Annotated in this window: 11 protein-coding genes and 1 riboswitch; of the genes, 4 read left to right on the top strand and 7 right to left on the bottom strand. The window is 39.0% G+C overall.

What is annotated here, in order from left to right:
* Nucleotides 1–160: 160 nt before the first annotated feature.
* From ISU02_RS00465 to brnQ (ISU02_RS00455), 3 genes are all read left to right on the top strand, one after another.
* The gene (locus ISU02_RS00465) at nucleotides 161–2,182 is read left to right on the top strand and encodes a transporter substrate-binding domain-containing protein (protein WP_194699813.1); all 2,022 of its coding nucleotides are present in this window, start codon (nucleotides 161–163) and stop codon (nucleotides 2,180–2,182) included.
* Complete coding sequence (locus ISU02_RS00460; protein WP_194699812.1) at nucleotides 2,175–3,491, top strand: sigma-54-dependent transcriptional regulator; 1,317 nt, start codon at nucleotides 2,175–2,177, stop codon at nucleotides 3,489–3,491. The genes ISU02_RS00465 and ISU02_RS00460 overlap by 8 nt, the downstream gene beginning before the upstream one ends.
* Before the next feature lie 286 nt (nucleotides 3,492–3,777).
* Nucleotides 3,778–5,136, top strand: a complete 1,359-nt coding sequence (brnQ, locus tag ISU02_RS00455) for a branched-chain amino acid transport system II carrier protein (protein WP_194699811.1) — start codon at nucleotides 3,778–3,780, stop codon at nucleotides 5,134–5,136.
* Between the two features lie 218 nt (nucleotides 5,137–5,354).
* Here the strand turns inward: brnQ (ISU02_RS00455) and ISU02_RS00450 are convergent, their stop codons facing one another.
* Nucleotides 5,355–6,278: a DUF1848 domain-containing protein gene (locus tag ISU02_RS00450; RefSeq protein ID WP_194699810.1), complete on the bottom strand. Its 924-nt coding sequence runs from the start codon at nucleotides 6,276–6,278 to the stop codon at nucleotides 5,355–5,357.
* Nucleotides 6,279–6,716: 438 nt separating this feature from the next.
* Here ISU02_RS00450 and brnQ (ISU02_RS00445) point away from each other — a divergent pair, with 438 nt between their 5' ends.
* Complete coding sequence (gene brnQ / locus ISU02_RS00445; RefSeq protein WP_194699809.1) at nucleotides 6,717–8,027, top strand: branched-chain amino acid transport system II carrier protein; 1,311 nt, start codon at nucleotides 6,717–6,719, stop codon at nucleotides 8,025–8,027.
* Nucleotides 8,028–8,060: 33 nt separating this feature from the next.
* Here brnQ (ISU02_RS00445) and ISU02_RS00440 read toward each other — a convergent pair whose 3' ends face one another.
* From ISU02_RS00440 to metA, 6 genes are all read right to left on the bottom strand, one after another.
* Nucleotides 8,061–8,585 carry a hypothetical protein gene (locus tag ISU02_RS00440; protein WP_194699808.1) on the bottom strand — a complete coding sequence of 175 codons (525 nt, stop codon included), beginning with the start codon at nucleotides 8,583–8,585 and terminating at the stop codon, nucleotides 8,061–8,063.
* Between the two features lie 130 nt (nucleotides 8,586–8,715).
* Entirely contained in the window at nucleotides 8,716–9,531 is an 816-nt protein-coding gene (yidA, locus tag ISU02_RS00435) for a sugar-phosphatase (protein WP_194699807.1), read from the bottom strand.
* Between the two features lie 299 nt (nucleotides 9,532–9,830).
* A complete protein-coding gene (locus ISU02_RS00430) occupies nucleotides 9,831–10,196 on the bottom strand; it encodes a zinc ribbon domain-containing protein (protein WP_194699806.1) in 366 nt (121 codons plus the stop codon).
* 100 nt (nucleotides 10,197–10,296) lie between these two features.
* Nucleotides 10,297–10,902, bottom strand: a complete 606-nt coding sequence (locus tag ISU02_RS00425; protein ID WP_194699805.1) for a hypothetical protein — start codon at nucleotides 10,900–10,902, stop codon at nucleotides 10,297–10,299.
* A 334-nt stretch (nucleotides 10,903–11,236) separates the two neighbouring features.
* Nucleotides 11,237–12,520 (bottom strand): O-acetylhomoserine aminocarboxypropyltransferase/cysteine synthase family protein, encoded by a 1,284-nt coding sequence (locus tag ISU02_RS00420; protein WP_194699804.1) that lies wholly within the window; start codon nucleotides 12,518–12,520, stop codon nucleotides 11,237–11,239.
* 49 nt (nucleotides 12,521–12,569) lie between these two features.
* The gene (metA, locus tag ISU02_RS00415; RefSeq protein ID WP_194699803.1) at nucleotides 12,570–13,487 is read right to left on the bottom strand and encodes a homoserine O-acetyltransferase MetA; all 918 of its coding nucleotides are present in this window, start codon (nucleotides 13,485–13,487) and stop codon (nucleotides 12,570–12,572) included.
* 127 nt (nucleotides 13,488–13,614) lie between these two features.
* Nucleotides 13,615–13,725, bottom strand: a riboswitch (SAM riboswitch).
* Nucleotides 13,726–14,189: the final 464 nt, after the last annotated feature.

Genomic DNA, 14,189 nt, shown 5'->3' with positions numbered 1-14,189 from the left:
GTTTCTCTTATTTACTACATTTTTTTCCTCTTTATGTGCTTACTTACATATGTTATCATACTATAATTCACTCTCATCGTATAGAATAATTCTATTTTTCAAGTATGCATAAAGTCATTTTTTTGATATGATAGGCATGGTATTTATACAAGGAGTCCATATGACAAAGAAATTTATTATGATTTTGCTTGCAGGCATCATTGCATTTTTGCTTGTCAATAGTTATTATACAGTTGAATACGGTGTCAGTGTCTACAGCTATTATTTTGACAGTCAAAAGCTCACAGATGCTGAATTGAGCTATTTAAGGGAAAAGGGTGTTCTCAACTATGGTGCAGATTATAATGCGCCACCATTAAAAAGTGTCAATGAAACCACCGGGCAATATGAAGGCGTCGTCATCGATTATCTCAATGCACTTTCTTTAGAAATTGGCGTCAATATAAAAACGCATCCCATGCTCTGGCACGAAGCATTAAATGCCGTTAAAGAAGGTACCATAGATTTTTGTGATATGCATCCTTCAAAAGCGCGATCTGAATTTTATGATTTTACGGTGCCCATCTATCACCAAAGCGGTGCCATACTCGTCAACAGATCAGACGATAAAATCCACTCTCCAGATGATTTGGAGGGCACCACAATTGCAGCGATCAAAGATGATTACGTTATAGAACATGTACAAATCACTTATAAAAATGTTGCCATTCTTGAATACAATGACTTAAACCAAGCTGTGGAAGCACTCACACTTGGTAAAGTAGATGCCGTCCTAGGTGAAGAATCCGTACTGCATTATCATATTGTAAACGAAAGTCTTGCAGATCGTTTTGAAATGCTAGACGCTTCCCTATACGAGCGCGAAGCTGTTTTCGGTGTGCCCAAAGGCAATACATTGTTATTGAGTATTCTCAACAAGGGGATCAAGAGACTAGAACGCAAGCAAACCATGAGCCTCATCAGTAAAAAATGGTCACCACTTGTCACTAAGGATGTCGGCTCACAATCGATTACGAAACTGATACAATACGCTCTATTGATCATCCTATTGATCAGCATCTTCTTTTATCTATGGAATGTTGAACTGAAAAAAGAGGTATCTCGACAAACTTCTGCACTAAGGCAATCCAATAACATTTTGGAAACTACCTTCAACGGTCTTACAAATCATCTTTTGCTTCTTGTGGATGAAAACTGTTGTGTGGTGGAAACCAATAACACTTTCTGTCAGTTCATTGGGGCTGAACGCCAAGCGGTCATTGGTAAACATTGTCATGAAATTGAGGGCCTTTTGGGGATCAATTGCACGGATTGTCCTGTTAAAACTTGTTTGGAAACACATAAGATCAAGCGTCTTGAAATTCAGTTTCAAAACCGCTTGTTCACTGTACAAGCTTATCCTATTGAGCCAGATTTCAAACACGCCAACAGTATACTCCTCATGTTCGAAGACGTTACAGAACTAAAGCTCAGCGAACGACAATTGCGACAGTCCAGCAAGATGGCTGCCATAGGCCAACTTTCTGCCGGTATTGCCCATGAAATCAGAACACCGCTTGGCATTATTCGAAATTCAGCCTATTTGCTAAAAAAAATGTCTACCGACGAAAGAGCATTAAATTCGATTGAAACGATTGATAATGCAACTACTCGAGCTAATAAAATCATAGATAATCTATTAAATTTTTCAAGGATATCGGATTATGAACAGATGACTTTGAATGTCAAAGCATTTGTTTCAAATCTTTTAAAACTTAATGAAAAAGGATTTAAGGATCAAGGTATAGAGGTCTCTGTGGAGATTCCAGATGAACTCGAAAAATCACTTTATCCTGAGCCATTGAAACACATACTCATCAATTTGATTGATAATGCAAAGGATGCCATGGCAGACTGTCCCCGTGGCGGCAAACTCACTCTATCTGCCGAAGAAAAGTCACCTTTCCTGATCATTACGATTAAAGATACTGGCTCAGGAATTGCACCAGAACATCTCGATACCATTTTCGATCCATTTTTCACCACAAAACCGCAGGGCAAAGGCACTGGACTAGGGCTTTATATCGCCTATAATGAAGCCAAAAAAATCGGTGGCCACATTACGGTGGACGAGACCAGCAACGCCGGCACTTGTTTTAAATTGACTCTAAATACTGAACAAAAGGAGCTTTCTCATGAATAATCCCATTCTTATTGTTGAAGATGAAAAAGATTTCGCACTGGGTTTAAAAGAAATATTAGAATTGGAAGGTTACAGCGTCACGGTTTCCTATTCTGCGGAAGAAGCACTGGTACAGCTTTCCAAAAATTTATATGACCTCGTTCTCACAGATCTCATGCTTGGCAAAATGGATGGCATCACATTGCTCAAAACTATTAAAGACAACCACTACGGTACGAAAGTCATTTTAATGACCGCCTACGCCACTGTGGAAAATGCGGTTAAAGCTATGAAAATAGGTGCCGCTTCATATTATGTCAAGGGCAATCCTATAGAGTCATTGATCGATGACATCAAAACGATTTTAAAAGCCAATAATTCAATCACTTCAGCAAACAGCCCCATGATTAAAACGCTGAACAAAGACTATCAAAATGCCATTAACATGGCCATCAAAGCAGCTAAAACACCAGTCAACATTTTACTTATCGGTGAATCTGGAGCTGGCAAAGAAGTCTTTGCAAATCTCATTCACGATGAAAGCGAGCGTTCCGACAAACCATTTGTCGCCGTCAATTGCCAAGCGCTTTCAGAAAGCGTGTTGGAATCAGAACTCTTTGGTCATAAAAAGGGCGCTTATACAGGTGCCACAGAAGAACGCATTGGTCGATTTGAAGCGGCTGATGGCGGCACACTCTTCTTGGATGAAATCGCCGATTTACCACTTTCTATCCAAGTTAAACTATTGAGAGTCATCGAAACCCGATCTATTGAAAGACTTGGCAGCAATACAAATATCCCTGTTGATTTTAGATTGATCACAGCAACCAATCGGCCACTTAAAGATATGGTGGCAAGAGGGCATTTTAGAGAAGATTTTTACTATAGAATCAATACGGTTGAAATTGCCATCCCCCCACTTAGACAGCGCAAAGAAGATATCCGTCCCCTTGCAGAACACTTTGTCAAAATTGCATCTGATCAAATGCACAAACCTGTGCATACCATCACGGATGAAGTTTGGGAACATCTTCTCGCATATGATTTCAAGGGCAATGTCAGAGAACTGAAAAATATTATGGAAAGACTTGTGGTGTTCAGTGATGAGGAAATCATCACTGCTGAACATCTCTTTCTAAAAAATGACATACTCACGAACAATGTGGATGATCAGCCCCTTAAAGATTTCAGAAATGCGCTTGAAAAACGCTATATCACCTCTCTTCTTGAAAAAAATCAATTTAACGTCACCAAAACCGCTGATGTGCTTAAAATCACAAGAAGACAGCTTCAAAATAAAATCAAAATGTATGATATCGAGAAAAGGTAATCCTGCGAATATTTTTTCCAATCTGCGCGAATTTAATTTCGCGCTTTTTTTTGCATAAGATTTATTTGCCGCTTCGTTTTCAGTTCTCATGAAGTATTTTTATTCCATGCGCCTAGTAACATAAACACGCCCCCACTTGATAAAGCCATGCTTTAGGCAATCACAATCACCTCTGCCAAAACACGATTTGCCATAATAATGTGTCCTAAAAAAAACTTTCCTTTCTTTTCCTGAGTTGGCATATGTTTTGCTCTATTATAAGACAATAATATTCGGGAGGTATTTCATGAAGCGACAAACGAAAGATTCAATTGTACTTGGGGCAGCACTTTTTGCAATGTTTTTTGGTGCAGGCAATTTAATTTTCCCACCTGCCATCGGTTTGACCAGCGGCGATAAATGGTTATTTAGTTTACTTGGTTTTTTTATCACTGGGATCTGCTTACCTGTTCTCGGTGTCTTAGCAGTTTCTAAAGCAGGTGGTACGATCAGCGAACTCGCTTCAAAAGTGGGCCCTAAATTTTCACTTATTTTTGGTTCCATAGTTGTATTGGCCATTGGCCCTTTACTTGCTATCCCAAGGACAGGTGCAACGGTGTATGAAATTGGGGTAGCACCACTTAGTTCAATTAATCCAATTTGGGTATCTATTATCTATTTTTCAGTGACACTCTTCTTCGTAATCAAACCCTCTGGCGTTATCGATAAAATTGGGAAGATACTGACACCCATTCTGCTCATTGTTATTGGCACCATCATCACAGCAGGCAGTCTCCATCCCATTGCCCCTGCAGTTGCATCCAAACTCAAAAATGCCTTTTCTTATGGCTTCTTGCAAGGTTATCAAACCATGGATACCCTTGTGGCCATTGTTGTAGGCGGCATTATTCTTGCTTCATTAATAGAAAAAGGTTACACAGATTCTAAAATACAGTTTAAAATGACAACCATTGCAGGCGTGATGTCAGGCGCAATCCTATTAATGATTTACGGCGGACTTATGTTTTTAGGTGCAACGATGGGCACCAGCGTTACACCAGAGATCAGCAGAACGGCACTTATTTTAAAAATTACACAAGCGGCACTAGGACCGAATAGTCTCCTTGTGATTTCTGTTGCGGTCTCAGCAGCTTGCCTCACCACCTCGATTGGTTTAACCGCAATAGCAGGAGATTTCTTCGCACATGTTTCTGGGGGTAAAATCCCTTATAAAGCAACGGTTATTTTCGTCTGCCTCTTTAGTACTGTAATGAGTGCCATTGGTGTCGACAAAATCGTGGAAATTGCAGTGCCGCTTTTAGTCATCGTCTATCCTGTGGCCATTGTGTTGATCGTTTTTAACCTCATAGACCCTCTTCTGCCTTATAAAGCCATGTACAAAGGTGCAGTTTTAGGTGCTGGCTCAATTGGCATTATCGATGCTTTCAAGGCCTTAAATCTAGATTTTATCAACACGGTTTTCGAACCTGTCTATAAGATTGTAGAATACTTACCACTTTCGAAATATGGTTTCGCATGGCTTTTACCAGCACTTACCCTATCTCTCGCATTCGGACTGCTTGGAGAGTACTTCGCGCCATTCCGATCTGGTTTTACAAAAGCAGACCAAGTTGGTATTGCGCTTACTACAACCGATCCAGAATAAATATATCTTCTAAAAATGCATTTAGAATCATTTAAATATAAAAAGTTGATTTGAGATCATCATATATCTCCAATCAACTTTTTTATTACCTCGGCCTTTTTATTGCGTCTTTTTTCTATTTACGCGATCTATTGGACCACCTTATTTTTCTATGGTTCTGTTTTTCAATAGTTCTATTTTACAATTATACCATTTGACCCTTCCTTATGAACTCTTCATCAAAAGAAGCTCAACTGATCTGTAAATAGTTTTTCAACTTTTCTCTCATAAATTTTATCGCCCTCACCGATTGTATCATTTAAGAGTAAACTCTCAATATCAACTGATTTGGGTCTAGACGTGTTCCCAAAACACGCATAACAATAAACACAATCGTGATAACACGTATTATAGGCGCCAATATCTACACTTTTCACACATCCACAAGCGACTCTTTGATTTTTATCTTTTGCAATTTCACCACTATACCCAAAGAGCCTGCAAATCAATTGGTCATCTATACACTTGCCATGCTTTATATTATAGGCATTCAGATCTATCGCTTCAGAACAGGTTTGAAGTTCTATGCCAAAATCCCTGCAAATATTTGAAAAACGTTCTGCAATATATCTTATTTCGCTCTCTGTCAATCCTCTTATGCCATTCTGATTTAATCGTTTTCTGATTTTGGGATAGACGTCTATAAAACTGATGATGCATCGTTCAGTATAGTCCTTGAGCTCATTTGCCAACATTCTAAAGTGTCTGACATGGTATTCCAAATCCATCTCTTGACTCAGTAAAATAGGATCATATCGCCAAATGACTTTATTTTTACCAATTCGATTTGACAATTGCTTAAAAGCTTCTATGAGACTCTTGGCATCTGGAAGATTTTTTTCAATCGGTTTACCGTAAGCATTTAATGTGAATTGAAAGTAGTATTTGTACTCACGCAATGCTTCCAATTGATTCAATAAGGGCAACGGATTTTTAGTCCAAAATACTATACAGGCCACATCTTTAGGTTTAAGTGAAACCTTTGAAACTTGATGTGGATTCATTGGATTTCTCACGTAGACATGCCCCACTTTTATTTTATGGATCAGCCACGCTGTATGAAATGCAGGAATATCCGTTCTTCTGCTTATGCTGATAATCATCCGCTACACCACCTTTAGCTTCCCTGCGAAATTTTTTTCTGCAAGGTGCGTATTTAATTTCGCGCTTTTCTCAATTATAACCACATTATGACAGTTATAAACGCCTTTCATTTCATGAATGCTCTATTGAATCTCGCATGAGAAATGCTCCTGATCTACATTTTAACACAATTGTAATTTCAAATCACAATACAAAGTATATCTGAGTGAAGAAAACATCTATACACATTGCAGTTTAGACTTTTTTTGACATTGTTCTCAGTTGTTGTTTTGCACCGACAGTTGTCTAATTGCCATCGCTTTCTGCCCCAATAATCGCTTCTATTTGTCCTGCATCCACATAAATAGGTTCTCAGCAAAGGCTCTTTTTGCCCTATGTCACAATCTTTGGCACACGATTTGCACTAAAAGTAATACATAATAAGATGGAGGTATTTTATGAAACGAGAAATTAAGGATTCTATTGTCGTTGGCGCAGCACTTTTTGCAATGTTTTTTGGTGCAGGCAATTTAATTTTTCCGCCTGCAATTGGTTTATTCAGTGGAGATCAATGGTTTTTCAGCTTAATCGGTTTTTTTATAACCGGCATAAGTCTACCTGTCCTCGGTGTGCTTTCAGTCTCACTATCGGGTGGCACCATCAGTGATTTGGCCTCAAAAGTAGGCCCTAAATTTTCACTCGTATTCAGTACAATTCTCATACTGGCAATTGGGCCCCTTCTAGCCATTCCAAGAACAGGTGCCACCGTTTATGAAATTGGCGTGGCGCCCCTTGGCACTTTTAATCCACTTTTAGTGTCTATAATCTATTTCTCAATTACACTTTTCTTTGTGATTAAGCCCTCAGGCATCATAGACAAAATCGGCAAAATATTGACGCCAATACTGTTGCTCGTCATTGGCGCAATTATCGGAACAGGTCTTCTACATCCTATTGGCATTCCAGTCACTACTAAACTCAACAATGCTTTTTCATTCGGCTTTTTAGAAGGTTATCAGACTATGGATGCCCTTGGCTCAATTGTAATGGGCGGCATTATATTAGTTGCATTAATCGAAAAGGGTTATACTGACCGAAAAAAACAAATTAAAATGACGACGATTGCAGGCCTTATGTCAGGAACGCTTCTTACGCTAATCTATGGCGGCCTCATGTATTTAGGAGCATCTATCGGTAGCAACGTTTCCCCAGACATCAGCAAAACAGCGCTTATACTGAAAATTACAGAGTCTGTATTAGGCGCAAACGGTCTTCTGGTGATTTCAGTTGCAGTTTCGGCGGCTTGTTTAACCACCTCTATTGGGTTAACAGCTATTGTTGGCAATTTTTTTGAAAAGATTTCAAAGGGTAAAATCCCCTATAAAGCAACCGTTGTTTTCGTCTGTGCCTTTAGCGCAGTTATGAGTGTTGTGGGCGTTGAAACCATTGTAGAAATTGCAGTACCCCTTTTAGTCTTTGTCTATCCAATCGCCATGGTCTTAATACTGTTCAATCTATTGGATCGCTATTTACCACATGACGCTGCATACAAAGGAGCGGCCTTAGGTGCAGGACTAATTGGCGCTGTAGATGCAGTTAAAGCCCTTAACTTCAGGGCTCTCAATGCAATTTTCGAACCGATTTATACGCTGATCAACTATTTGCCGCTTGCAAATGTGGGATTTGCCTGGCTACTGCCTGCATTGACATTATCACTTGTCTTCGGACTGCGTGCACAGCGCACAACAAAACTCGAGACATCTATGTAAATCTTAAAACGATGGGTCGTGTACTTATGCTGCCTATCGTTTTTTCATTCTTCGATTCATCCAAAAGGTTTTCATTTTACTCCAAATCCATGATTTTCTTATGGGTTCTAAATCCTTGGTATCTATCTCAATAGCGTATTCTGCACACTTCGTATTCAAAATTTCAATTAATGCCTCTATATCATATCTTGAAACTTTATGCTCATAAATTCTATCGTAAGAGTACAAATAGAGTGTTATGGTTCTCAGCCTAGAATCCCCTTGGCTCTCTAGCCCAATTTTCTGAATGTCGCCATATGCGATCTTAAAGTCCTTGCCTAATACTCTTCTTAACGTTAGTCCTTGTCTATCGATGATTATGTTGTAAATATTCATCTGCTTTAGTATGATCAACGTAATGACAAACCATAAGCTCACCGTAAACCATGTCGAATAGAAATTACCTCTAAAAAAGAACAACAAAATATAAAGTATAAAATAGGAATAGATTTCTATTGCATAGTAAATGGTATTTTTGTATGGGGTCAATATGTATTTAAGTTCATCTTTTGTCTCCATAAGTTTTATAACCTCTCTTATATACTTCCTTTAGTTTGCCAGCATGTATTGACTCATACCAAAAAACACAGGTCATAAATACCCGTGTCATTATAGTTGTGCCCATTTTCATATTTATGGCCACAATCATTTAGATCATTTTCTTAAGCATAAATTGCTCAATTACTTTTGCAACACCATCTTCTTCATTTGTATCCGTTACATGGTTTGCAATCTTTTTAACTTCATCAAATGCATTGCCCATGGCAACGCCAAGTCCTGCATATTCTAGCATAGCAATGTCATTGCCTGCATCACCTACACAGATCACTTCATGCGCTAATATGTCTTTAACCTTTGCAATAGCACTTACACCAACACCTTTATTCACTGTGGGCGGTAAAAATTCCAAGAAAATATCAGAACTTCTCACCACAGTATATTTTGCTCTGATCTCTGGGGGTATCATCTGCTCTATCGCATCAAGTTTTTCGCTATCATCCACAAACATCACTTTGATAATCGTTTCACTCTCTGGTAATTTATCGACATCGCATTGAATGGTTCTTATGACATTTGCGTCTGCTTCAACCTTTGTGTAAGGATTCAATTTTGGTGTTGTCACATATTCTCTTGTCAGTGCGTGAATATGAACCCCGTAGGTTTGACTCAACTCATAAAGCGACCTATAATCTTCATGCTCTAATGTACTTTGAAAAATAACTTCGCCGGTCTTCACATTTTGAACTAGAGCACCGTTAAAAGAAACCACATAGTCAGCCTCCGTGTTGAGTTCAAGTTCTTCAAGAATGCCTTGGATACCTATTAAAGGCCTTCCTGTGGCTATGACAACTGTTTTACCACTTGCTCTTGCTTCTTTTATGGCTTGCCTATTCCGAAGAGAAACCTCTTTTTTATCATTAAATAGCGTGCCATCCATATCTAATGCAATTAATTTATATGACATTTTAACAATCTCCTAACATATCTATATTGATATTTTTTAAACGGGTTTATTTTTGTCCCTGTTCGTTTTTTTCATCCCATTCTCTACTAAAATAACACAAAGATTGTCAAGCTTCAATGCAAATCATGTTAAATTTAAAAACGCCATTTTAATAAAGTCTCTTTAGGTTGAAAACATTTTAAGTGCCGATATTGGTCATTTTAGTACAATGGTCATTGATTTCTCATTCATTATAATCTAATTTTTTGTACAAACTGTGTCCAAAATACCATCTCCACCTCGATTCTTTTTTATGATGCCTATAATTGCGTGCCACATTTGGGACAATATTCAAAATCTTCCTCTGTACTAAAACCACAATTTGAACATCTCTTAATCGTTTTATGATGACATTGCACCATTAACGCATCCAAATCCAGCTCTATCTCAGAGCCACTTTCAATTGCTCTGCCCATCTCGTAATCGATCTCCACACTGGAACCGCAACATTGCATCACAGCATAGTACCTTCTGTGCCACTTGAAAACAGGGATGAAGAAAAACATCAAGTAGCTGTACATCATCATGATTTCCACTCGCCCGTAGTGCCCACAACACGGACAGACACTCATTTGATTGAATTCAATTTTTTTCTGTTTTTGACTGATCCCAATGATAAAAAACATATACACTCCCAATTTTTTTTGATCTATAATCCTCACGTATGATCCCCGTGCAAAATAAATTTAAATTTGCATGGGGATTTAGTTGCCATCTTGATTACCTTTAACTCACCCAAATGATCTCTGAGCTGCCTATGATCCATTCGCCAGCAGCATTTATGAGTACACATTTTACACCAATAGCAGCTGTGCCAGACCTATATTTTGAACCAATAATTTCAATTTTATCTTCTGAGATGATTTTAACACTCGAGATTTTAAGTAAAACCCCATCTAAAGACGCCCCGTCTTTGACCATATCCTCCGACTTTAGAGTATCAAATGATGCCTCTATGACTTCAACATTATATTTCGTTAAATCGTTTATAATATTGGCAATATCTTCATCCGTGGCATCGTCCAAAGTATTCGTATCAACGGCGATGTATGTCATATTTTCATTTAAACTATCCTCAACAGGCATTATTGCATCAAGTGCAATACTATAGATCTTACCAAAAAAGCCACTTTCATGCTCACCAGCGGGTTCTGTTGTATCCTTTTCAACATTATTCTCTGAATCATTGTCCTCTTGGTCCGAATTATTTGCCGTCAATTGTTGATCGGGATTGAGACCAATCTTGTTTTCTGGATTATCTGAATTACAACCCGTTAAAACCAATACCAATAAAATGCTCATTACTAATAAAAGTATCTTTTTCTGTCTCATGTTTAAGTCCTCCTATAATGGGGCAGAATATCAAAGATTTGTCCGCCTTCAACTCTCAATAAAAACACTTCATGCTTATGCGCCCAAATGATTTAAACTAAATACTTATAGGCCATTTTATTATAACAATATGACCTCATCGTTTCCATTAATATTGGAATTTAATTCTATTAAATTATTATTAACAATGCCTTTAAGCTCCCCCATATAAAACGACGACTCACAGGCCATACGCTTAAGCTCAGTTTTTCACGCTAAAAAACGCAGAAGTACCATCAGATGGTCTGACTTCTGCGTTTTGTATCTATATTTAATTCTTTTAAGGCAATGCCTTCTAAATTTGGTCCAGTGCTTGCTTTAAGTCCGCTATGAGATCTTCTGCACTTTCTATCCCCACAGAGACACGAATGAGTTCTGGTGCAACACCTGCTGATTTTTGCGCCTCTTCACTCAATTGAGCATGTGTCGTACTCGCTGGATGAATCACTAAAGATTTTGCATCTGCCACATTTGCCAGAAGCGAGAAGATCTCAAGCGCTTCTATAAATTTCTTGCCGGCTTCGACGCCGCCCTTTACGCCAAAGGTGAAAATAGAACCCACACCACGTTTGTAGTATTTTTTATAGAGCTCATGATATTTACTGTCTTCAAGCTCAGGATAGTTAATCCAAGTAACAGAAGGATGATCCTTTAGAAAAGCGATGATTTTTCTTGTGTTTTCCACATGTCGCTCAACTCTCAAAGAGAGTGTTTCAAGTCCTTGTAATAGTAAAAAGGCATTAAATGGACTGATGCAAGCGCCGGTGTCTCTTAAAAGTTGCACACGCGCTTTCGTGATATAGGCCGCCGCGCCAATATCCTTAGCATAACAAATGTCATGATAGGATGGATCGGGCTCTGTAAGACATGCAAATTTGCCACTGCCACTCCAATCGAAGTTTCCAGAGTCCACAATTACGCCGCCAATAGAAGTGCCATGCCCACCAATAAACTTGGTTGCCGAATGAACGATGATATCTGCGCCATGTTCAAAGGGCTTAATCAAGTAAGGCGTTCCAAAAGTGTTGTCCACAATTAACGGGATACCATTTTCATGTGCAATTTTTGAAATGTCCTCTAGATCCACCAGATTGATTCCAGGGTTGCCAATGGTCTCAACATAAAGTGCCTTTGTTTGCTCTGTAATAGCACTTCTAAAGTTTTCAGGATCATCAGGATTGACAAACTTGGTGGTGATGCCGTATCTTGGCAAAGTGGATGCAAAGAGATTGTAGGTGCCACCATAAAGCGTACTTGCTGAGACGATTTCATCCCCCACACCCAAAATATTGAGAATGGCATATGTCACCGCCGCCGAACCAGAAGATACAGCCAAGGCACCTACACCGCCTTCTAGCGCCGCGATGCGCTGTTCCAACACGTCGGTCGTTGGATTCATAATCCGAGTATAAATATTGCCACTGGTTTTCAGTGCAAATAAATCTGCCGCATGTTGCGTGTTCTCAAATACATATGAAGAAGTTTGATAAATTGGAACCGCTCTTGAACCCGTTGCAGGATCTGGCGTTTGACCTGCATGAACTTGAAGTGTTTCGAATTGATATTTTTTCTCTGCCATAGAATAAGCCTCTCTTTCTTATAGGGAATATTTAATATTTTGACCGCAATCAGTCAATTTTTTTAAGATCAAATGGTGTTTCTTGATAAACGTAATAATTGAGCCAATTGGCAAACATGAGATTTGCATGGGAACGCCACGTTACAAGGGGCGACTGAGATGGATCATCATTTGGAAAATAATTTTGTGGCACTTCAATGGGTTTACCCGCTAAGACATCTCGATCATATTCTTTTTTCAAAGTGTCCGAATCGTATTCCGAATGACCTGAAATAAAAATTTGTCTGCCATTTCTCGTCATAACTGCGTAGACTCCTGCTTCTTCAGAAGTTGCCACCACTTTTAAGGCTTGTACTTTTTCAATGTCTGCTTGCTTTATCGTCGTATGTCTTGAATGCGGCACATTGAATTCATCGTCGAATCCTCTGAACAGAGGCAGATGATCTACCTGAGTTCTATGTTTGAAGACGCCAAAACATTTTTGATCCATAGAATATTTTGAAATGCCATAGTGATGATAAAGACCTGCTTGCGCCCCCCAGCAAATATGAAGCGTCGAAAAGACATGATGTACACTCCAGTCCATTATCGTTTTAAGCTCCTCCCAGTAAGTGACCTCTTCAAACTCCAGATGTTCTATCGGTGCACCTGTAATGATCATGCCGTCAAACTTCTCTTCTTTGATCTCATCAAAAGTCTTATAAAAAGTATCCAGATGTTTCAAGTCAATATGAGTTGCCGTATGCGTTGCTGGATGCATCAGCGTCACATCCAGTTGCAATGGTGTGTTACTGAGCACTCTCAACAGTTGCGTTTCCGTGTCGATTTTAAGGGGCATCAGATTCAATATTAATATTTTAAGCGGCCGAATATCTTGCTCAGCAGCACGTGTTTCACGCATTAAAAAGATGTTCTCTTCTGACAGTATTTCTATTGCTGGTAAGTTGTCTAAAATTTTTATTGGCATTAATTCCTCCTTATGAAAAAACAAAACCCCCACGCAAACTCGATCAATTGCTCAAATGGTGAGCTTTTAATCTGTTCATGTGAGGTTAAAAAAACCGCATCTTGGGTAGAGGCGGTTTATAAACGCTCAACTATCTTTCAACCCTGACAAATGAAGTCAAAGTTGCAGGAATTAGCACCAGTCTTAATCTGGTTGCCGGGCTTCAAAGGGCCTGTCCCTCCACCACTCTTGATAGAGCTATTAAGTTAAGGATGATTATAAAGATTATTTGTCCCCCTGTCAATAGTTTTTTGACGATTTCATCAATTTTATCAACAACATTTGTGTCATCTCCGATAACTCAAAACGATTTTCGCTGACGCTATTTGAGGGTGAACATTCCTCAGCACAGCTTTCGGCTCAAATCTTGCATACAACAACATTTGTGTCATCTCCGATGCCTCAAAACGATTTTCGCTGACGCTGTTTGAGGGTGGACACTCCTCAGCACAGCTTTCGGCTCAAATCTTGCATACAACAACATTTGTGTCATCTCCGATAACTCAAAACGATTTTCGCTGACGCTGTTTGAGGGTGAACATTCCTCAGCACAGCTTTCGGCTCAAATCTTGCATACAACAACATTTGTGTCATCTCCGATAACTCAAAACGATTTTCGCTGACGCTGTTTGAGGGTGAACATTCCTCAGCACAGCTTTCGGC

This window comes from Fusibacter ferrireducens (assembly GCF_015352425.1).
Taxonomy (GTDB): Bacteria; Bacillota; Clostridia; order Peptostreptococcales; family Acidaminobacteraceae; genus Fusibacter_A; species Fusibacter_A ferrireducens.
The sequence above is the reverse complement of the archived record's forward strand: the minus strand, read 5'-3'. Positions and strand labels throughout refer to the sequence as shown.